The sequence below is a fragment of the Halobaculum litoreum genome, assembly GCF_030127125.1.
Lineage (GTDB): Archaea > Halobacteriota > Halobacteria > Halobacteriales > Haloferacaceae > Halobaculum > Halobaculum litoreum.
In genome coordinates this window covers 290,541-309,879 of sequence record NZ_CP126156.1, presented here as the reverse complement: position 1 = coordinate 309,879, position 19,339 = coordinate 290,541, and the positions used below count along the sequence as shown (strand labels likewise).

Genomic DNA, 19,339 nt, shown 5'->3' with positions numbered 1-19,339 from the left:
CGGGCAAAGTATCGACGGAGACGAAAGCGACCCAGTTCACGAACACGTGCCGCGATTCGAGGACGACGAGTACGACGGGGACGTGATCACGGCCCGGTTCTTCTCCCCTGCGACGCTCGCCGCGACCAGTCAGACGCGCGTTCGGCTGCAACTCCTGGACAAGGCGCTCCCGCGCTCGCTCGACGTGGACGTCACGTCGTTGGTCGAGGGGTACACCGCGCTCGACGGGACGGTGGTGTCGGCTACGGCCCCCGACGGGGACGCGTTCGGCGACTCGATCGCCGGTCCCGAAGCCGGGTCGGTCGACCCGTACACGCTGTACGAACACGACGACGGGGTGCTCGGACTCGACGGCGAGCGACTGACGTTCGTTCGACCGGACGACCGGGTGTCGCTCGGCCCCCGGGACCTCTTCGAGCGGGTCGTTGACACGGGGTCCGAGGCGGGATCAGAGCAGTCGCCGACCGAGCGGCAAGCGGTCGCCTCGGAGACCGTCGAGGCGGCGGACTGCGACCACTTCCTGTCGGTGGCCGTGTCGGCGACCGGCGGTGGCTTCAGCGAGGAAAGCGGGCACGTTCAGGGGGCGCTCGCCTCCGCCTGGGGGCACACGATCGGGGAGAAGGACGACGAGGAGTTCCCGATCACGTCGACGGTCGCCGCTAAGTACCCCGAGGGCGAGGCCGACGAAGCGACGTTCATCGGGAGCACCTTCGACAACTACCCCTTCCTGGTGAACGGTGACACGGTTTCGACCGACAGTGCGATGATCACGGCACACGCGGATTCGAGTTCGTTCCCGTACGGGGGTGAGAACGTCTATCTGCGCCCCCGCGGGCTGGACGACCCGGAACGCGTTCGTGTCCGTGCCAGTCAGTGGGACTGGACGTTCGACTACCCCGAGTACGGCATCACCGGCTCGGATGAGTTGGTGCTCCCGACGGGACGCGAAACGGTGCTCGTTGCGACCAGTTCGGACGTCGTGCACGGCCTGCGTGTCCAGACCGTCGACGGGGCTGTTTTAGCCGAACCCGGCGTCGACCAGTACGTCGTCGTCGCCCCGACGGAGCCGTTCGAAGGGCGCACGCTCTGCACCGAATACTGTGGCGAGGGCCACGCGGATCACCAGGCGCCCGCCCGGATCGTCGAGTCCGAGACGTTCGACGATTGGGTCGCTTCGCGGTGAGTCGCTGCCGGCGTGGCGGGCGCCGGGTTCAGTGACCGCGACCCCACGACCGCCGTAGCGACGATTACGCCGTCGGTCCGCAGTTCTCACTCCCACTCGCCCGCCAGCCGCGCGTACTCGCGGACCCGCTCGGCCTGCGCGACCAGCGGCGCGTCGATCATCTCGCCGTCGACCTCGAACACGCCGCGGTCGTCGGCCGCGGCGTCGTCGCGGGCGGCGAGCACGTCCCGCGCCCACGCGATCGACTCGGCGTCGGGCGTGAACGCCTCGTTGATCACGGACACCTGCGCGGGGTGGATCGCCATCTTGCCGTCGTACCCGAGCGTGGCCGCGAAGCGCGTCTCCCCGGCCAGTCCCTCCGTGTCGTCGAAGTCCGTGTACACCGTGTCGATCGCGTCGACGCCGGCGGCCGCGGCCGCCGTGACCACCTTCTCGCGGGCGTACAGCACCTCCGTGCCCTCGTCGGTCCGGGTCGCCCCGAGGTCCGCCGAGAGGTCCTCCGCGCCGAACGCCACGGCGTCGGTCGCGCGGGCGTCGGCGATCTCCGCGGCGCGCAACACGCCGCGCGCCGTCTCGATCAGCGCGATCACCGGGACCGAGCGGTCGCGTTCGCGCAACTGCGCCGCGAGGTGGTCGACGGCGTCGGCCGACTCCGCCTTCGGGAGCATCACCGCGTCGAAGGTCGCCGCGTCGTCCGCGAGCACCTCCAGGTCGCGGTAGGTGTCGGTGCCGGTCACGCGAACGCACACCTCGGCGTCGGGCCGGAAGTCGGGGGCCGCGAGCACGTCGCGGACGTCGCGTCGAGCGTCGGCCTTGCGGGCGGGGGCGACGGCGTCCTCGAGGTCGAACACGATCGTGTCGGCGCCGGCGCCGGGCGCCTTCCGCATCAGGTCGGGCCGGTCGCCCGGGGAGAACAGGAGACTGCGTCTGGGCATGGATCGGGGTTCGCCGGACGACCGTATCAATCCCCGCGGCCCCGGGTCGCCGTCGCGGGGTCGCGACGCGGTTCCCGTACGGTTTTGGGCCCCCACGGCGACCCCCGACCATGGCCGGCAAGTATTACGAGGAGTTCGAACCGGGCGAGACGATCGTCCACGAGAAGCGACGGACCGTCTCCGAGCGCGACAACCAGACGTTCTGCGACATGACGATGAACCAGCAGCCGCTCCACCTCGACGCCGCGTTCGCGGCGGACACGCAGTTCGGGGAGCGACTCGTCAACGGCATCTACACGATGGCGCTCGCGACCGGCCTCTCGATCCCGGACACGACCGACGGCACCATCGTCGCGAACCTGTCGTACGACGACGTCGAGCACCCGAACCCCGTGTTCCACGGCGACACGATCCGCGCGGAGTCGACCGTGCTCGACAAACGCGAGACCAGCGACGGGGAGCGCGGCGTCGTCACGATGCGGGTGGACGCGTACAAAGCGGACGGCGACGACGAGACGCTCGTCTGCAGCTTCGAACGGACCGTGCTGTCGCTCAAGCGCCCCGACGCGGAGTGACCGGCTCGGCGCGACGGGCGCACGACCGAGCGCGGGCGTGCAATCTCTCGGCAGGCGCGGACAAAATTAGTGACGGACGAGCGGCAAAAATACTATGTCGGTCCGACACGGACCTCGGATGAGTAACCCGTGACGGGAGACGCACGACGCGGCGAGGGAGGGAGCATCGGGGGGTCTGTCGCGGCCGAGGGAGCCGGGGGGGAGTTCGACGGGGACGACGACCCGGTCGCACGGGCGGCGCGGCACATGGCGCGGGAGCTGTGTGCGGGGTTCCGCTACCACGACCGGGGGGATCGGTCGGCGGCGGTCGCGTCGTTCGCCGCCGTCGACGCCCGCCAGTTCGGCGACGTCGACGAGGCGGCCGCCCGTCGGGCGGCGCGGGGGTACGTCGACGCGCTGTGGGCGAAAGACGACATCGAGACCGAGCACATGCGGGACGGCCGCATCCACGCCGAGTCGATCCGCGACGCCGACTGGAGCGCCGTCAGGGAGCCGTTGCGCGACAGGGCCGCGGCTGTGGGGATGGACCCCGAGTACGCCGCGGCGACGACGCGGGCGTGGCGCAACCACAAGGCCGACGGAGACTACTGGACGCCGATGCTCCGGGCGCAGCGGATCGAGTTCCGGACCGCCATCGGCGACGAGACGTACCCGGAGAAGCCCAGCGACGGGCGGCAGGGGTTCGGGACGGCGCCGGTCCGGTACCTCCTCGGCGTCGAACTCCACGACCTCCACGAGGACGTCCACTGGCGGGAGGCCGTCACGGTCATGGAGCCGTACTACCGGCGGATCCTCCGCGCACACGCCGACGACTGATCGCCGCCGGGAGCAGCCTACTTACCTGTCCGAGCCGAAGCGACCCCGTGTCAGACACCGTCATCGAGGGCGCGCGGGCGACGGCCGCACGGCTCCCGTCGTCGCCGACGCTCGCCCGGTGGGGCCTCGGCGGGATGGTCCTCGCCGCCGGCGTCCACAAACTGCTCGACCCGGCCGCGTGGACCGTCTACGTCGTCGACTGGCTCGCGCCGTGGCTCGTCGTCTCGCCGACCGCGTTCATGCTGGTCAACGGTTTCCTCGAGGTGGCCTTCGGCCTCGCGCTCCTCGCCGACCGCGTCGTCGCCCTCGCCTCGTTCGTCGCCGCCGCGTCGCTGACGGCGACGTGTGTCTACCTCGCGGTCGTGTGGGCGACGACGGGCGGGCCCGCCGGCGGCGCCTTCGGCGACGTGTTGGCGCGCGGCGTCGGGCTCGTCGGCCTCGCCCTCGCGGTGCTGCGGCACTCGTTGACCGACGCCGAGTGAGGCGGCGTCGGGGTGGGGTTTATCACCTCCGGCGCGACACCACCGCCCATGTCATCCGACCCCGCGGACGGTGCCCTCCCGGACGGCTTCGACTGGCTCTCGCTCGACCCCGAGGAGGAGGTCGTCTGGACCGGCAAGCCGCACTCGATGAGCCTCGTCCCGGCGCTGGTGATCGGGATCCCGCTGTCGTTGGTGCTGGTGGGACTCCCGATCGTCGCGTCGGCGTACCTCGCACGCGAGAACACCGAGTACGTGATCACGACCGAGGCGCTGTACAAGAAGCGCGGCGTGCTGTCGCGCGACGTGAAGCGCGTCGGCTTCGAGAAGGTGCAGGACACCTCCTACACGCAGGGGTTCTTCGGCACGCAGTTCGGCTTCGGCGACGTCGACATCTCGACGGCCGGCGGCTCCGGGGTCGAACTCAGCCTCGACAGCGTCGGCGACCCGAAACGCATCCAGGAACTGATCAACGAACGGATCCGCGCCCGCGACGGCCGCGGCGGCCGCGGCGGCGACGCCGACGCGGAGACGAAACCCGACGTCCTCGCGGACATCCTCGCCGAGTTGCGGGCGATCCGGACGGCCGTCGAGGACACGGACGGGGCGGCGGACGGTTCGGCCGGGAGCGACGACGGCGGGGCGGACATGGTCGACACCGAGTCCCCGTTCGTCGCCGAGGACGACGGCGACCGATGAGCGACGCCGCCGCGGCCGCGGGCGCCGATGGCGTCCCCGAGGCGGTTCCGCTGGCCGACGACGAGACGGTGCTGTGGACCGGGCGGCCGCGGCTCTCGGCCGCGATCCCCGCGGGGGTCGTCGGGCTCGGCGTCGGGGTCGGCGGCCTGGCGCTCGCCGTCGGCCCCGCGGGCGGTGCCGGGCGGGTCGGGGTCGCGGTCGCGGCGCTGGCGGTGATCGTCGGCGCCTCCATCCCGGCGCTGGCGGTGCTGTCGCTGACGAACACCCGGTACGTCCTCACCGACCGAGCCGCGTCGGTGAAGACCGGCGTCGTCGGGCGCCGCGTCGTCCGCGCGCGGCTCTCGATGGTGGAGAACACCGCGTACGAGCAGTCGGTGACCGGGTCGCTGTTCGGCTACGGGACCGTGACGATCCAGACAGCCGGGGGCGGAGTGTCGTTCCGCCGCGTCGACGACCCGCGGGACGTACGCGGGCTCGTCGACGACAACACGGGCGGCGGTGGTGACGAGGGCCGACGGGAGGAGTCGATCCCCGGGTCACTCGACGCGTGGCGGGCGGTCCGCGACGAGGTGCGGCTGCTCAGGGCGGCGTTCGACCGGTAGCCGACGCGGTCGCGCACGCTCGTGGGACGAGGTACGGGCGAACAGCCGATGCGGCGCGGTCGGACGGCGGGGCACCGGGCACCCGCGGACCGCCGTCCGTCGGCTCGTCAGGACACGGACGGGGTGGTCCCGTTTCGGTACTTCAACTCGATCCCGCCGGTCAGAGGACGGTGCCGTGCTTCTTGTCCGGCACCGACTTCTCGATGTCCGCGTAGAAGTCGAATCGCTGGACCAGCTCCTCGCGCAGCTCCGACGGCGGGACGATCTCGTCGATGACGACCTCGCTGGCCATCCGGTGGACGTCGATGTCGCGGCGGTACTCCTCGCGGAGTTCGTCCTCGCGCGCGGCCCGCTCGTCGGGATCGTCGATGGCGTTCAGCTTGTTGGCGTACACCGCGTTGATCGCGGCCTCGGGCCCCATGATCCCGATCTCGCCGGAGGGGAGACCGATCACCGACTCGGGCTCGTAGGCGGGCCCGCCCATCGCGTAGATGCCGGCGCCGTACGCCTTGCGGACGACGACGGTCTGCTTGGGGACGGTCGCCGAGGAGGTGGCGTAGATGAACTTCTTCCCCTTCTCGAGGATGGCGTCCTTCTCGACCTGCGAGCCGGCCATAAACCCCGGCGTGTCACACAGGTACAGCAGCGGCACCTCGTAGGCGTCGCACGTCCAGATGAACTGCGCGGCCTTCTCGGCGGCGTCGGGAAAGATGGCGCCCGAGCGCTCGGTCGGCTGGTTCGCGACGATCCCCACGGGCCGGCCGTCGATGCGCGCGAACGCCGTGACGATCTCCTTGCCGTAGTCGGGCTTCAACTCGAAGACGGACTCGGCGTCACAGACCCGCTCGAGCAGGTCGTGGACGTCGTACGGGCGGTTCGGCGCCTCGGGGATCAGTTCGTCGATCCCGTCGGGGGCGTACGTCGGGGGCTTCGGGTCCGAGCGCGGGGGTTTCTCGCCCGCCTTGTCCGGGAGGTAGCCCACCAGTTTCGCGACGAGTTCGCGGGCGTGGCGCTCGTCCTCGGCGACGAGGTCGGCGCTCCCGGAGTGCTTGGCGTGGACGTCCGGGCCGCCCAACTCGTCCATGTCGATCTCCTCGCCGGTGACCATCTTCACCATCCGCGGCGACGCGATCGCCATCGCGGACATCCCCTCGACCATGATCGTGAAGTCGGCGAAGACGGGGGTGTACGCCGCCCCCGCGATGCACGGCCCGTAGAGGACGCAGACCTGTGGGACGCGCCCCGACAGCATCGAGTGGTTGTAGTAGTACTTCCCGATCCCCTCGCGGTTGGCGAAGAAGCCCGTCTGCTGGTCGATCCGGCCGCCCGACGAGTCCATCAGGTACAGCACCGGCTTCCCGTTCTTCAGGGCGCGCTGTTGCATCCGGAGGAATTTCTCGACGCCCTTGCCGGCCATCGACCCCGCCTTCACCGTGAAGTCGTTCGCCATGAAGTGCAGGTCGCGCCCCTCGAACTCGGCGGCCCCCGTGATGAGGCCGTCCGCGGGGAGGCGGTTGCCCTCGTCGTACTCGTCGACGTCGGGGGAGTGCTCGTGCCACGCGTCGAAGTGGGCGAACTTCCCGTCCTCGAACTTCACGCCGTCGGCGGCGCCCTCCCGGCCGGCGTCGCCCGGGCCGCCCTCCCCGCCCTCGCCGAACCACAGGTCCAGTCGGTCGCGGACGAACAGTTTCCCCTGGTCGGGGAGGCGCCGTTTGTACTTCTCGGGGCCGCCCTGCAGGATGTCGTCGATCTCCGCCCGCAGTCGCGCCTCGCGGTCGGTCGGCCCCAGATCGTCGTCCAGCGGGTAGTCGATCTCCGGCGGCTCGGCGGTCGCGAGCGGCTCGTCGGCGTCGTCGCCGGCGTACACCTCGGTGGCGACGCCGAAGTGCTCGGCCATCGCCTCCGCGATGGCGGAGGCCTCCTCGTCGGTCGCGGCCGCGCCCACGTGGATTTTCATAGCCCACCCTCCGCAAGAATTGCGGAAAGGGTTTTCCATGGGCGCCGGCCCGCGGCGCGGACCGGCGCACGGCCCCCGAACGGCGCTGCGAACACGTTGAAGTGCCTTCGAGCGCACCTACTGCCGTGAGCGACACCGACGACACCCTCCGAGCCCTCGCCGAGTTGCCGACGATGGCCCACCCCGCGCCGACGCCCGACGGCGACGAGGTGGCGCTGTACTACGACGTCGACGGCCGCAACGAACTGTACCTCCTCGACCCCGCGACCGGGGACCTGAGCCAGTGGTCCGACGGGCAGGTGCCCAAGGACGCCCGCCACGGCTTCGCGTGGGACGCCGCCGGCGACCGCGTGTTCTTCCACCTCGACGAGGCCGGCAACGAACAGAACGACGTCCACGCCATCGACCGCGACGGGAACGCCGAACCGGTCGTCGAGATGGACGGGCAGGTCACCCTGCAGGCCGTCGGCGACGACGGCGAGACGTTGCTCGTCGGCTCGAACGCCGACGGGCAGATGAACGTCTACCGCCACGACCTCCCGTCGGGCGAGACGACGAAGCTCACCGACTACGACCGGGCGGTGTGGACGGCGGAGCTGTCGCCCGACGGCGAGCGCTTCGCGTTCATGACGAACGAGTCCGACGACTACGACAACGCCGACGTGTTCGTCGCGGATATCGACGGGTCGAACGCCCGGAACCTCGAGATCGGCGAGACGGGTGCGGAGTCGGCCCCCGCCGACTGGCACCCCGACGGCGACGCGCTGTTGGTGGGGGACAACTCCGCCGACAAGGGTCGCTGCGGCGTGTACGACTTCGACACGGCCTCGGTGACGTGGTTCGGCGACGGCGCCTACGAGGAGGAGCCGGCCTTCTTCCTCCCCGACGGCGACCGCTTCCTCGCCACCCGACAGCGCGACGCCGAGGACGTCGCCGTCGTCTACGACGCGGAGACGGGCGAGGGCCGGGAACTCGACCTCCCCAGCGGCGTCGCGTCGCTGACCGACGACACGCCGCTGGCCGACGGTCGCGTGCTCGTCCAGCACACGACGCCGACGGCGCGGCCGGAGCTGCTCGCGTACGACCTCGACACCGACGAGTACGAGACGGTGCTGGAAGCCGAGTACGGCCCCTTCTCGCCCGACGACTTCGTCGACGCCGAGTACTTCACCGTCGAGTCCGACGGCGTCCCCGAGACGCCCCAGCGGGCGGTCGAGCACGACCCCTACGAGGAACTGGAGATCGGCGCCGTCTTCTACGACTCGGGGGAGCGTCCGTCGCCGCTCGTCGTCAACCCCCACGGCGGCCCGCGCCACCACGACCGCCTCTCGTTCAGCTATCGCACGCAGTTCCTCCTCTCCCGTGGGTTCTCCGTGCTGCAGGTGAACTACCGCGGGTCGACCGGCCGCGGCCGCGAGTTCGTCGAGGAACTGTACGACGACTGGGGCGGCGCCGAGCAGGGCGACGTGGCGACCGCGGCCGAGCACGTCCTCTCGACGTACGACTGGCTCGACGAGGACCGCGTCGTCGTGTACGGCGGCTCCTACGGCGGCTACTCGGCGAACTGGCAGTTGGTCCAGTTCCCCGACCTGTACGCGGCGGGCGTCACGTGGGTCGGCCTCTCGGACCTGTTCGACATGGCCGAGAACACGATGCCGCACTTCCGGTCGGAGCTGATGGTGAAGTACCTCGGCGAACCCGACGACAACGCCGCCCTGTACGAGGAGCGCTCGCCGGTCACCCACGTCGAGAACGTCGACGCGCCGCTGCTCATCGTCCACGGCGTCAACGACCGGCGGGTGCCGGTGTCGCAGGCGCGGATCCTCCGCGACGCGCTCGACGAAGCCGGCTTCGAGGCCGGCACCGACTACGAGTACGAGGAACTGGGCGAGGAGGGCCACGGCTCCTCGGACATCGACGACAAGATCCGGAGCCTGGAACTGCTCGACGACTTCCTCGACCGGCGGGTCGGAACCGTCGAGGCGGACGTCGTCGCCGGCGACGACTGAGGGCCGTCGGCGGTCGCGCGTCGCCCGTCGCTTCCCCCCTCCGCTCCGTGACGGGGCACCCCCTCGGGCGGGTCGCCCGGTCGGCGGCGTCAGTCGAACATCTTGTCGTCGAACTCGGGCACGTCGAACCCGCCCTCGCCGCCCCACCCGTCCATCACGCGGCTCTGGTACAGCATCATCGCGACCTTCGGCACCGCCTGCGGCGGCACCGGCGACGACTCGTCGAACGCCTCCGCGGACCACGTGTTGTACTCGTCGACGACGTCCATGGCGTCCTTGAAACTCCGCAGCATGAGCGCCTTGTAGCGGTCTCTCATCGCCCGTACTCGCGACCGGCGAGTCGTGTGTCTGTCGGTTCCGGGAGGTCACGCCGCCGGAAGCTCGACCGCGATCCGGGTGCCGGTGGGGTCGGCCGACGAGACGTCGAGGCGGCCGCCGACGACGCCGACGCCCCAGCGGACGACCCACAGCCCCAGCCCCGAGGAGTGTTGGAGCGGCCGTTCGGTGTCGGCCAACAGCGTCTCGCGCTCCTGGTCCGGGAGGCCGGGGCCGTCGTCGACGACGACGACCTCGACGTGGGCGCCGTCGGCGGCGACGCTCGTCGCCACGCGCACGGTGCCGTCGCCGTGCTTCGCGGCGTTCTCGACGAGGTTCTCGGCGACGGCGTACAGCACCTCACGGTCGGCACGGACCGGGCGGTCCGCCTCGACCGTGGACTCGAACCGCACCGCCGGGTACGACGCGGCGACGCGGTCGACGGCGTCGCCGAACACCGCCCCGACGTCGACCTCGCCGACCGGCTCCGACTCCGCCGCGACGACCCGCTCGACGGTGCCGGCCTTCCTGCTGAGCCCGGCGAGGCGGTCGGCGGAGCGCTCCATCGCGGCGATCGCGCGGTCGTCGTCGGCCGTGGCCCCGTCGGCGGTCGCGGCGTGGCCGCGGATCACGTTCACGTCGTTGCGGAGGTTGTGCCGGAGGACGCGACTCAACACGGCGAGGCGCTGTTCGCGGCGCTCGCGACCGCTCACGTCCCGCAGGACGCACGTTGAGCCGATCGACCGCCCGAAGCGGTTGCGCACGGGCGACACCGACACCGAGAACGGCTTCGGGCCGTCGACCGTCGGGACGCGGAGGTCGTGGCGGCCGGCCGCGGGCGCCGTCGCGGCGTCGAGCAGGCCCGCGACCGGTTCGCCGACCGGCTCCGTCGGGAGGCGCTCGCGGGCGGAGGCGTTGGCGTCGACCACCCGTCCCTCGGCGTCGGTGATGAGGACGGCGTCGCTGAACCCTTCGAGGGCCACGCGCCGCCCGAGGACGCGCGGCGCCGGCGAGCGGCCGATCAGGTCCCGCCGGAACACCACGACGGCGAACAGCACACACGACACCGACAACACCATCGGCGTCGGGTCGACGCCGGGCACCGGGACCACGCCGAACAGCCACGAGAGGCTGGCCACGAACGCCAGCCCGGAGCCGAGGGCGACGGCCACTCCCTCCATCGAGCGGAGTCTGTCGTCGCCGGCGAGCGCCCACCCGAGGACCAGCGTCCCGAGGCCGATGAGCGCGTACGAGTAGCCGACGTGCAGGTAGAACAGCGGGCCCGGGTCGAACCGGACGCCGGCGACGGCCGAGCCGACGACCCGGTAGTCGGTCCACAGGAGGTCGTGCAGCGGGGCGGTGGCCGTGAGCAGGAACGCCGTCGCCGGGACGACCGAGACGGCGACGAGGTGGGCCGGCGAGAAGCGGTCGGAGAGCCCGGCGTACGAGACGGCGAAGACGAGCCACGCGACCGGCAGCGTCCCGCGCCCGAGGTACACCAGCGTCTCCATCGCCTGCCGTGTGCCCGGGTCGAACGTGCCGAGCGCGACCGCGGACGACGCCGTCCACACGGCCGAGCTGAGCGTCAACACCGCGAGCGCGAGGGCGCCCGGCCGAGTGCGCCGTCGGTAGGCGACGAGCGCGATGCCGGCGGACACCGCCGCCGCGAGCAACGAGAGCACCGGGAGCGCGACGGCGACGGCTGTCACGCCGGGTGGTTCGGAACGGCACGTAGATAGCTGTCGCTCCAGTTCTCAGCGCGGATACCGGACGGCGCGCCCGACGCGGCTCACGCCAGCGCCGCCTCGAGCCGCTCGACGAGCGCGGCGTTGCCGACGTGGACCGGGACGCGCTGGTGGAGCCCGGTCGCCTCGACGTCGAGGATGGAGCCGTCGCCCGTCGAGGACCGACCGCCGGCACACTCGACGAGGTACGCGACGGGGTTCCCCTCGAACTGGAGGCGGAGCTTCCCGTCCGGCGCCGACTCCAGAGCGGGGTAGCCGAACACGCCGCCGTAGGCGAGCACCTGGCTCACGTCGGCGATCATCGCCCCGCCGTACCGGAGCTTCAGTTCGTCTTCCACCTCGTCGACGTAGGCCGCGAAGTCGGCGGGCCAGTCGGGGACCCGGCCGCCGAAGCCGTACACCGTCGGCTCGTCGGGGAGGTGGAGCGCGCCGAGCTCCTCGCGGTCGCCCCCGTCGCCGACGAGGAACTCGTCGACGGCGGCCTCGCCCGGCGGACCGACGCCCGCGACCATCGTCGTCACCGGGCCGTACAGGACGAACCCCGCCGCGACGAGGTCGCGGCCGGAGGCTGGGAGCGGCCCGTCGTACACGGCGACGACGGTGCCCATCGGGTTGTTCGACCGGAGGTTCGACGAGCCGTCGAGGGGGTCGACCGCGACCGAGACCGCGCCGTCGCCGACGTCGACGGGCGCCGCGCGTTCCTCGCTGGCGTACGTGCCGACGCCGTCGGCGTCGCCCAGCGCCGACTCCAGCAGCTCGTCGGCGAACACGTCGGCCGCGAGCACCCGCTCGCCCGAGGGGTTCTCGCCGTCGAGGTAGCGCCGGCGCCCCGGGAGGCCGTCGCGGACCTCGGGGGCGACGGCCGCGACCGCGTCCAGCGCCGACTCGGCGACCGCCTCGGGGTCCCGACCCGCCATCAGTCGTCCGCGGCCACCGCGGAGGTGTGTTCGAGCGCCTCCTCGACGCCGGCGCCCTCGAAGACGAGCGCCTCGAGCGCGTCGAGGATCTCGACGGGGTTCTCGCGCTGGAACACGTTGCGGCCGACCGCGAGCCCCTTCGCGCCGCCCTCCAGCGCCCCGGCGACCGACTCGAGGAACGCCCGGTCGTTCGTCATCGTCCCGCCGGACATCACGACCTTCGTCGGGCCCGCCATGCGGACGGCCTTCTCCATCGCCGCCGTCGAGCCGGGGTACTTCACCTTCGCGACGTCCGCGCCCAGCTCCAGTCCGAGCCGCGCGGCGTACGCGATGGTGTCCGGGGCCGTGTCGTTGCTCAGGCCCTGCCCGCGCGGGTACGACCACATGACGACGCCCAGCCCGTGGTCGCGGGCGGCCTCCTGCGCCTCGCGGAACTCCTCGGCCATCTCGACCTCGTGGTTCGAGCCCCCGTACAGGGTGAACCCGATGGCGGACGCACCCATCTCGGCGGCGTAGTCGACCGACCAGTTCACCGCCGAGTTCGGCTCGCCCATCCAGAGGTTCGACGTGCCGTTGAGCTTCGCGAGCAGCGCCACGTCGTCGGCGTAGCTCGGGTAGTACGCCTCGGCGACGCCCTTCCCGACCGCGAACGCGGTGACCGCGTCGTGGGCGGCCAGGTCGAACACGCGCTCGGGGTCGGCCGTCTCGGGGTTCGGCTTGAAGTCGACCGGTCCGTGTTCGATGCCGTGGTCGTACGCCAGGATGAGCGACTTACCGTCCCGGGAGATCGCCGCGTCCGCGTCGGGAATCATACGTACGTCCAGGCAACGTCGGGACGCATAAATCGAGTGGTGTATTCGAACTGATGTTTACTCGGTCGAGGGTATCACTCGGACCCGAGTAGCGGCGTCCGTCAGTCGAGGTACTCGGCGGCGGCGTCGCGGAGGTCGGCGACGCGCTCGGGGTCGCGTTCCAGCGCCGCGGCCACCTCCTCCGGGTCGGCGATCGCCAGCGCGCGGGCGGAGGTGATGCCCGCCTCCGCGAGGTCGGCGGCGTCAGCCGGCGTCACCCCGTCCACGTCGCCGACGGGCGTCGGTCGCGACCGTTCGCGCCACGCCGACTCCGCGGCGACCGGGTCGCCGGAGCCGTCGGCCTTCGCCGAGTCCCCGCCCCCGTCCCCCGCGGCGGCCACCCACGCCCGTTCGGCGTCGGCGTCCCCGTCGGCGTCCGTGGGGGCCGACGCCCCGGCGTCGTCGGCGTCGGGGGCGTCGCCGGCCTGCCAGTCGCCCGACGACGCCGCGACCCACGCGCGCTCGTCGTCGCCGAGGCCGCGGATCTGCGAGGAGCGACGGCGGAGGTCCTCGCCCTCGGACTCGAACGACCACGCCAGCGAGTGCTCGCGACGGATCCGGGCGGCGACGCCGGGGTTGACGCCCGCGTCGAGCAGCATCCGGAACGAGACGCGCTTGGCGCGGACGTCGTCGGCCCCGAACGACGCGTCCGCGAGCACCGCCGCCGTCGCCGGTCCCACGTACTTCAACTCCCGTACGTCATCCCCCACACCTAGTCACCTGTTGGGTCCCTCGGAGCCGAACGCTTTAATCTTTCTGCGCCGATCGACGGCCTCGGATAATTCGTCAGACGCGTCACGTGAGTCGCATCGACGGCTTCCGCGACGGGGCGACCGGGGGGACGCTCCGCTACGCTTACGGTGGCCGCCGGGGGAGCCCTCCCCATGCGAGACCTCTCCGAGATCGCGACGGTCGGCGTCGTCGGCGCGGGCACGATGGGCAACGGCATCGCACAGGTCGCCGCGACCGCCGGCTACGACGTGGTGATGCGCGACATCGAGCCCGAGTTCGTCGAGAACGGCTTCGACGCGATCGAGTCGTCGCTGTCGCGCCTCGCCGACAAGGGCGCGCTCGACGAGGACCCCGGGGCGATCCGCGACCGGATCGCCGGCACCACCGACCTCGCGGACCTGGCGGACGCCGACCTCGTCGTCGAGGCGGCGCTGGAGGACATGGAGGTGAAACGGGATGTCTTCGCGGACCTCGAGGACGTGACCGACGACGACGTGGTGCTCGCGACGAACACCTCGACGCTGTCGATCACGACCATCGCGTCGGCGACCGACCGCGAGGAGCTCGTCGTCGGCCTCCACTTCATGAACCCCGTCCCGATCATGACGGGCGTCGAGGTCGTCACCGGCGAGAAGACGGCCCCCGAGGCGACCGACTTCGCACACGCGTTCGCCGAGGACCTCGGCAAGGAGACGTGGGAGAGCGACGACAAGCCGGGGTTCGTCACCAACCGCGTCCTGATGCCGTGGATCAACGAGGGGATCCGCGCGTACGACGAGGGCGTCGCCTCCAAGGAGGACATGGACAAGGGGATGAAACTCGGGACGAACGTCCCGATGGGCCCGCTCGAACTCGCCGACCACATCGGCCTCGACATCTGTCTCGACGCCAGCGAGACGCTCCACGAGGAGCTGGGCGACCGCTACAAGCCCGCGTACCTCCTGAAGCGGAAGGTCGCCGCCGGCGACCTCGGCAAGAAGACCGGGAGGGGGTTCTACGAGTACTGAGACCCGGGGCGTTACTCTTTTATTACGACACCGGCCCCCTTCGGCAGTGATACCTCGCGCGGACGTGGCCGTCCTCGTCGCGGCCGCCGGGCTCGTGGCCGGGTGGGCCGGGGCGCTCGCGTGGCGCCACCGCGACCAGCGCGGCGCCGCGCCGCTGGCGGCGCTGCTGGTCGCCGCCGCGTGGACCGCGTTCGCGACCCTCGGCGGCTTCACGGCCGACGGCGTCGGCGAGCTACTGTTCTGGCGGCAGGCCAGACAGGTCGGGTTCGCGGTCATCGCGCCCACCTTCTTCCTGTTCACGGCCGGCTACGCCGAGGCGGACCGCGTAACCGGGCGGCGGGCGGTCGTCGGACTCGGGGCCGTCGCCGCGGTCGTCGCCGCGGGCATCGCCACGACCCACGTCCACGGACTGTTCTACGGCGCCGGCGACTACGTGGTGCGGGCGGGCGTCCCCCGCGGCGACTTCGCTCGGGGGCCGCTCTACTGGACCCACGTCGGGTACGCGTACCTGCTCGTCGGGGCCGGGACGGTGTTGGTCGTCCGCCGAGCGATCCGAACGCGTCACCTGTTCCGGCGGCAGGCGGCGGTCGTCGTCGCCTTCGCGCTGGTGCCGTGGCTGTCGAACGCGGCCGCGGTCGCCGTCCCGACGACGCTCCTGTTCGACCCGACGGTCGTCACCGTGCCCGCGGCCGGCGCGCTCGTCGCCGTGGGCGTGTACCGCTACCGGATGCTCGACGCCGCGCCGGTCGCCCGCGGCATCGTCCTCGACCACATCGACGACGGCGTGCTCGTCGTGGACCGCGACGGCGCGCTGGTCGACTACAACCGCACGATGTGGCGCTACCTCGGTCCCGACCCGGTCGGCAAGCCCGTCGACGAACTCGCCTCCGACCCGCTGGCGGCGTTCCTCGCGACGCGGCACGACCCGACGGCGACCGGCGGGTCCGCCGACGGCGACGATGGTCGCGACGCCGACGGCGCCCGGAGGGAGGGTGCCGTCGGGAGCGTCGAACTGCTCGACGCGACCGGCGAGAGCCGCACGTACGACGTGCACCGGTCCTCGATGGCCGACACGGCCGGGAGCGAACTCGCGGCGGTGTACCTGTTCCGCGACGTCACGGAACGGCGCGACCGGGAGGCGGAGCTCCGCCGGCGCAACGAGAAGCTCGACCGCTTCGCGGGGGTCGTCAGTCACGACCTCCGCAACCCGTTGGCCGTCGCCGAGGGGTACCTCGAACTCGCGCACGAGACCGGGAACGACGACCACTTCGACCGGGTCGCCGAGGCCCACGACCGGCTCGACGCCATCGTCGGCGACCTGCTCACGCTGGCTCGCACGGACGACCCGGACACCGAGCCGGTCCCGCTGGCGGAGACCGCGCGACGCGCGTGGCGACACGTCGACACCGCGTCGGCCTCGCTCGCGGTCGAAGTGCCCGAGGACACGGTCGTCGTCGCGGACTCGGGCCGGCTCGACAGGCTGTTCGAGAACCTCGTCCGCAACGCCGTCGAACACGGCGGCGACGACGTGACCGTCACCGTGGAGGCGGGCGACGGCTGGTTCGCCGTGGGGGACGACGGGCCGGGCCTCCCGCCGGCCCTCCACGACACCGCCTTCGAGGAGGGCAACTCCGGCGGGGGCGGCACCGGCATCGGCCTCGCCATCGTCCGGTCGGTCGCCGAGGCACACGGCTGGACGGTCGAGGTCGACCCCGCGGCCGACGGCGCCCGGTTCGTGGTCCGCGGCGTGCGGCGGGTGACGCCGGTCGACGGCGGGCGCGACGCCGACCGCGCGCCGGGTCGCGACATTCGGAACGACTAACCCCCGCCACCTCCGTTCGGCGGACATGAAGGCCACCGCGACGGCCCACCCGATCCAGGGCCTCGTGAAGTACCACGGGATGCGCGACGCCGAGCGACGGCTCCCGTACCACGACTCGATCAGCCTCTGTACCGCCCCGTCGCGGACGACGACGACCGTCGAGTGGCAGCCGGACGCGACGCCCGACGACGACGAGTACCGCATCGACGGCGACGTCGTCGAGGGGCGCGGCGCCGAACGGATCCGGCTGGTGACCGACTACGTCCGCGACCTCGCCGACCTCGACGCCGGCGTCCGCGTCGAGTCGGAGAACTCGTTCCCGTCGAACGTCGGGTTCGGCTCCTCGTCGTCCGGCTTCGCGGCGCTGGCGACGTCGCTCGTCGAGGCCGCGGGCCTCGACATGACGCGCCCTGAGATCTCGACGGTCGCCCGGCGGGGCTCGTCGTCGGCCGCCCGCGCGGTCACCGGCGCGTACTCCGTCCTCTACGCCGGGATGAACGACGAGGACTGCCGCTCGGAGCGCCTCGACGTCGGCGTCGGCCCCGACGGCTTCGACCCGGAGGAGGACCTCCGCGTCGTCACCGCGCTCGTGCCCGCGTACAAGGAGACCGAGGAGGCACACCGCGAGGCCGAGGCGAGCCACATGTTCGACGCCCGGATGGCGCACGTCCACGAACAGCTCCAGCGGATGCGCGACCGGCTCCGCACGGGGGAGTTCTCGGGCATCTTCGAGATCGCCGAGCACGACTCGCTGTCGCTGACGGCGACGACGATGACCGGGCCCGCCGGCTGGGTGTACTGGCAGCCCGAGACGATCGCCGTGTTCAACGCCGTGCGCGAACTCCGCGAGGAGGAGGACGTCCCCGTCTACTTCTCGACGGACACCGGCGCGAGCGTCTACGTCAACACGCCCGCGGAGTACGCCGAGCGCGTCGAGGAACGGATCGCGCAGGTCGGCGTCGAGACGGAGATCTGGGAGGTCGGCGGCCCGGCGCGCGTGCTCACGGAGTCGAAGGCGCTGTTCTGAACCGGCGCCGTCGCTCGGTGGGGGGCTGACGGGCGGTGCGGCGCGGGGCGCCCTCCGCGCGTCGGGCGTCGTCCCGCGGGCGGTGCACCGCGCTCCCGCCTCGGCCGCCCGCGGGCCGCGTTCAGCGCATCGCCGGGGCTGGTCGCGTGCTCGGTGAAGAACGTTCGCCCCCCGTCCCCGTCACGTCCTTACCCGCGCACCCCGTACTCGGCACACAGATGCACGTCGCCGTCCTCGGCGCCGGCTACGCCGGCGTCGCCCTGACACGCAAGCTCGAATCGCGTCTCCCGCCCGACGTCGACATCACCCTCGTCAACGACGGCGAGGAGCACGTCCTCGTCCACGAGACCCACCGCGCGATCCGACGGCCGGCCGTCGCGGACGCCATCTCGGTGCCCGTCGCGGACCTCCTCGACCGCGCCGAGTTGGTCGTCGACCGCGTCGACGACGTCGACGCCGACGCCGGGCGCGCGGAGTTGGCGTCCGGCGACGCCGTCGAGTGGGACTACGGCGCGGTGTGTCTCGGCTCCGAGACGGCGTACTACGGCATCGAGGGGCTCCGGGAACACGCGACGCCGCTGAAGTCGCTCGACGACGCGGCGCGGATCCGCGAGGAGTTCCTCGACGTCGTCGCCGACGGCGGCCGGGTCGTGGTCGGGGGTGCGGGGTTGTCGGGCGTGCAGGTCGCCGGGGAACTGACCGCACTCGCCGGCGAGGAGGGCGCCGACGTGCCCGACGACGTCGAGGTCGTGCTCGTCGAGCAGTTGGACGAGGTGGCGCCGAACTTCCCGGCGAACTTCCGGCGCGCCGTCCGCGAGCAGCTCTCCGAGCGGGGCGTCGACGTCGAGACGGGCACCGCCGTCGAGGCGGTGTACGACGACCGCATCGTCACGGACGACGGCGACCTCCGCTACGACCAACTCGTCTGGACCGGCGGCATCGCCGGCGACGACGCGGTCGACGGCGACCGGCCGGTGGTCCGGGCGGACCTGCGCCTGACCGACCGGACGTTCGCGCTGGGCGACGCCGCCCGCGCGGTCGACGCCGACGGCGAGCCGGTGCCGGCGTCGGCGTCGGCGGCCATCCGCGAGGCGAAGACCGTCGCCGAGAACGTCGGCCGCCTCGTCGACCACGAGCGCGACGCCGCCCCGGACGACTTCGCGCCGCGGCTCGCGCGCTACCGCTTCCAGGTGCCCGGCTGGCTCGTCTCCGTCGGCGACGGCGCCGTCGCTCAACTGGGGCCCACGGTGCTCACCGGCGCGGCCGCGAAGGCGTCGAAGGCCGGCGTCGGCGCGGGCTACCTCACGTCCGTCGGCGCCGTCGACCGCGCGCTCAAACTCGCCGAGGAGGAGTTGCTGTAGCTGCGGCCGCCGACGCGCCCCGTCCCGTCCCGCCCGTAGCGGGGCGTCGGGACTGGACGCGCGTCAATACATACGCGTATTATGACCTATGTTCCTTCGGAGGCATCTGTAGACAACGCTTAGGAACGGTCGTGACATACGTTCACTCATGCCAGCGATCGACATCGATCCGTACAGCAGTTCGGAGGGTCTGTTCGAGTGTGTGGGCTGCGGGAGCCGAACCCAGTCGGCGAGCCACCCGGGCACGTGCCCGAACTGCGACGCCCCGGTCCAGAACATCTCGGTGAGTCGCGAGTAGGCGACTCCC

At 72.1% G+C, this 19,339-nt stretch carries 19 protein-coding genes; 12 read left to right on the top strand and 7 right to left on the bottom strand.

Annotated features, from left to right (window positions below; translation table 11 throughout):
• Positions 1-46: 46 nt before the first annotated feature.
• Positions 47-1,183, top strand: a complete 1,137-nt coding sequence (locus tag P0R35_RS01650; RefSeq protein ID WP_284013524.1) for a cytochrome c oxidase subunit II — start codon at positions 47-49, stop codon at positions 1,181-1,183.
• A gap of 86 nt (positions 1,184-1,269) precedes the next feature.
• On the opposite strand, the gene P0R35_RS01645 is transcribed toward P0R35_RS01650, so the two are convergent.
• Positions 1,270-2,118: an HpcH/HpaI aldolase/citrate lyase family protein gene (locus P0R35_RS01645; RefSeq protein WP_284013523.1), complete on the bottom strand. Its 849-nt coding sequence runs from the start codon at positions 2,116-2,118 to the stop codon at positions 1,270-1,272.
• Positions 2,119-2,228: 110 nt separating this feature from the next.
• Here P0R35_RS01645 and P0R35_RS01640 point away from each other — a divergent pair, with 110 nt between their 5' ends.
• The 5 genes from P0R35_RS01640 to P0R35_RS01620 all read left to right on the top strand — a co-directional run bounded on the left by P0R35_RS01640 (position 2,229) and on the right by P0R35_RS01620 (position 5,289).
• Entirely contained in the window at positions 2,229-2,693 is a 465-nt protein-coding gene (locus tag P0R35_RS01640) for a MaoC family dehydratase (protein ID WP_284013522.1), read from the top strand.
• A gap of 129 nt (positions 2,694-2,822) precedes the next feature.
• Entirely contained in the window at positions 2,823-3,509 is a 687-nt protein-coding gene (locus P0R35_RS01635; protein WP_284013521.1) for a hypothetical protein, read from the top strand.
• Positions 3,510-3,556: 47 nt separating this feature from the next.
• Complete coding sequence (locus P0R35_RS01630; protein ID WP_284013520.1) at positions 3,557-3,991, top strand: MauE/DoxX family redox-associated membrane protein; 435 nt, start codon at positions 3,557-3,559, stop codon at positions 3,989-3,991.
• Between the two features lie 48 nt (positions 3,992-4,039).
• Positions 4,040-4,687 carry a PH domain-containing protein gene (locus P0R35_RS01625; protein WP_284013519.1) on the top strand — a complete coding sequence of 216 codons (648 nt, stop codon included), beginning with the start codon at positions 4,040-4,042 and terminating at the stop codon, positions 4,685-4,687.
• On the top strand, positions 4,684-5,289 hold the full coding sequence (locus P0R35_RS01620) for a PH domain-containing protein (protein WP_284013518.1): 606 nt from the start codon (positions 4,684-4,686) through the stop codon (positions 5,287-5,289). Before P0R35_RS01625 ends, P0R35_RS01620 begins: the two co-directional genes overlap by 4 nt.
• 160 nt (positions 5,290-5,449) lie before the next feature.
• Here the strand turns inward: P0R35_RS01620 and P0R35_RS01615 are convergent, their stop codons facing one another.
• Complete coding sequence (locus P0R35_RS01615; RefSeq protein ID WP_284013517.1) at positions 5,450-7,246, bottom strand: acyl-CoA carboxylase subunit beta; 1,797 nt, start codon at positions 7,244-7,246, stop codon at positions 5,450-5,452.
• A gap of 125 nt (positions 7,247-7,371) precedes the next feature.
• Between P0R35_RS01615 and P0R35_RS01610 the strand changes: the two genes are divergently transcribed.
• Complete coding sequence (locus P0R35_RS01610; RefSeq protein WP_284013516.1) at positions 7,372-9,255, top strand: S9 family peptidase; 1,884 nt, start codon at positions 7,372-7,374, stop codon at positions 9,253-9,255.
• Between the two features lie 89 nt (positions 9,256-9,344).
• On the opposite strand, the gene P0R35_RS01605 is transcribed toward P0R35_RS01610, so the two are convergent.
• The 5 genes from P0R35_RS01605 to P0R35_RS01585 all read right to left on the bottom strand — a co-directional run bounded on the left by P0R35_RS01605 (position 9,345) and on the right by P0R35_RS01585 (position 13,793).
• Positions 9,345-9,572, bottom strand: coding sequence for a hypothetical protein (locus P0R35_RS01605; RefSeq protein WP_284013515.1), 228 nt, complete (start codon positions 9,570-9,572; stop codon positions 9,345-9,347).
• A gap of 48 nt (positions 9,573-9,620) precedes the next feature.
• Entirely contained in the window at positions 9,621-11,279 is a 1,659-nt protein-coding gene (locus tag P0R35_RS01600) for a histidine kinase N-terminal 7TM domain-containing protein (RefSeq protein ID WP_284013514.1), read from the bottom strand.
• Between the two features lie 80 nt (positions 11,280-11,359).
• Complete coding sequence (locus tag P0R35_RS01595) at positions 11,360-12,232, bottom strand: class 1 fructose-bisphosphatase (RefSeq protein ID WP_284013513.1); 873 nt, start codon at positions 12,230-12,232, stop codon at positions 11,360-11,362.
• Positions 12,232-13,044, bottom strand: a complete 813-nt coding sequence (locus P0R35_RS01590) for a class I fructose-bisphosphate aldolase (protein WP_284013511.1) — start codon at positions 13,042-13,044, stop codon at positions 12,232-12,234. The genes P0R35_RS01595 and P0R35_RS01590 overlap by 1 nt, the downstream gene beginning before the upstream one ends.
• Positions 13,045-13,145: 101 nt before the next feature.
• On the bottom strand, positions 13,146-13,793 hold the full coding sequence (locus P0R35_RS01585; protein WP_284013510.1) for a DUF7409 domain-containing protein: 648 nt from the start codon (positions 13,791-13,793) through the stop codon (positions 13,146-13,148).
• 174 nt (positions 13,794-13,967) lie between these two features.
• Between P0R35_RS01585 and P0R35_RS01580 the strand changes: the two genes are divergently transcribed.
• The 5 genes from P0R35_RS01580 to P0R35_RS01560 all read left to right on the top strand — a co-directional run bounded on the left by P0R35_RS01580 (position 13,968) and on the right by P0R35_RS01560 (position 19,330).
• On the top strand, positions 13,968-14,822 hold the full coding sequence (locus P0R35_RS01580; protein WP_284013509.1) for a 3-hydroxyacyl-CoA dehydrogenase family protein: 855 nt from the start codon (positions 13,968-13,970) through the stop codon (positions 14,820-14,822).
• Positions 14,823-14,868: 46 nt separating this feature from the next.
• Positions 14,869-16,644: a sensor histidine kinase gene (locus P0R35_RS01575; protein ID WP_284013508.1), complete on the top strand. Its 1,776-nt coding sequence runs from the start codon at positions 14,869-14,871 to the stop codon at positions 16,642-16,644.
• Positions 16,645-16,669: 25 nt separating this feature from the next.
• On the top strand, positions 16,670-17,671 hold the full coding sequence (gene mvaD / locus P0R35_RS01570) for a phosphomevalonate decarboxylase MvaD (RefSeq protein ID WP_284013506.1): 1,002 nt from the start codon (positions 16,670-16,672) through the stop codon (positions 17,669-17,671).
• 218 nt (positions 17,672-17,889) lie between these two features.
• Complete coding sequence (locus P0R35_RS01565; RefSeq protein WP_284013504.1) at positions 17,890-19,032, top strand: NAD(P)/FAD-dependent oxidoreductase; 1,143 nt, start codon at positions 17,890-17,892, stop codon at positions 19,030-19,032.
• Positions 19,033-19,180: 148 nt separating this feature from the next.
• Positions 19,181-19,330 carry a rubrerythrin-like domain-containing protein gene (locus P0R35_RS01560; protein ID WP_284013503.1) on the top strand — a complete coding sequence of 50 codons (150 nt, stop codon included), beginning with the start codon at positions 19,181-19,183 and terminating at the stop codon, positions 19,328-19,330.
• The last annotated feature ends 9 nt before the right edge of the window (positions 19,331-19,339 follow it).

What these genes read in the sequence shown, in the direction of transcription:
- P0R35_RS01645 (WP_284013523.1), bottom strand. Translation starts at nt 2,118, where the DNA reads ATGCCCAGACGCAGTCTCCTGTTCTCCCCGGGCGACCGGCCCGACCTG.
- P0R35_RS01640 (WP_284013522.1), top strand. Translation starts at nt 2,229, where the DNA reads ATGGCCGGCAAGTATTACGAGGAGTTCGAACCGGGCGAGACGATCGTC.
- P0R35_RS01625 (WP_284013519.1), top strand. Translation starts at nt 4,040, where the DNA reads ATGTCATCCGACCCCGCGGACGGTGCCCTCCCGGACGGCTTCGACTGG.
- P0R35_RS01620 (WP_284013518.1), top strand. Translation starts at nt 4,684, where the DNA reads ATGAGCGACGCCGCCGCGGCCGCGGGCGCCGATGGCGTCCCCGAGGCG.
- P0R35_RS01615 (WP_284013517.1), bottom strand. Translation starts at nt 7,246, where the DNA reads ATGAAAATCCACGTGGGCGCGGCCGCGACCGACGAGGAGGCCTCCGCC.
- P0R35_RS01605 (WP_284013515.1), bottom strand. Translation starts at nt 9,572, where the DNA reads ATGAGAGACCGCTACAAGGCGCTCATGCTGCGGAGTTTCAAGGACGCC.
- P0R35_RS01595 (WP_284013513.1), bottom strand. Translation starts at nt 12,232, where the DNA reads ATGGCGGGTCGGGACCCCGAGGCGGTCGCCGAGTCGGCGCTGGACGCG.
- P0R35_RS01590 (WP_284013511.1), bottom strand. Translation starts at nt 13,044, where the DNA reads ATGATTCCCGACGCGGACGCGGCGATCTCCCGGGACGGTAAGTCGCTC.
- P0R35_RS01580 (WP_284013509.1), top strand. Translation starts at nt 13,968, where the DNA reads ATGCGAGACCTCTCCGAGATCGCGACGGTCGGCGTCGTCGGCGCGGGC.
- mvaD (WP_284013506.1), top strand. Translation starts at nt 16,670, where the DNA reads ATGAAGGCCACCGCGACGGCCCACCCGATCCAGGGCCTCGTGAAGTAC.
- P0R35_RS01565 (WP_284013504.1), top strand. Translation starts at nt 17,890, where the DNA reads ATGCACGTCGCCGTCCTCGGCGCCGGCTACGCCGGCGTCGCCCTGACA.
- P0R35_RS01560 (WP_284013503.1), top strand. Translation starts at nt 19,181, where the DNA reads ATGCCAGCGATCGACATCGATCCGTACAGCAGTTCGGAGGGTCTGTTC.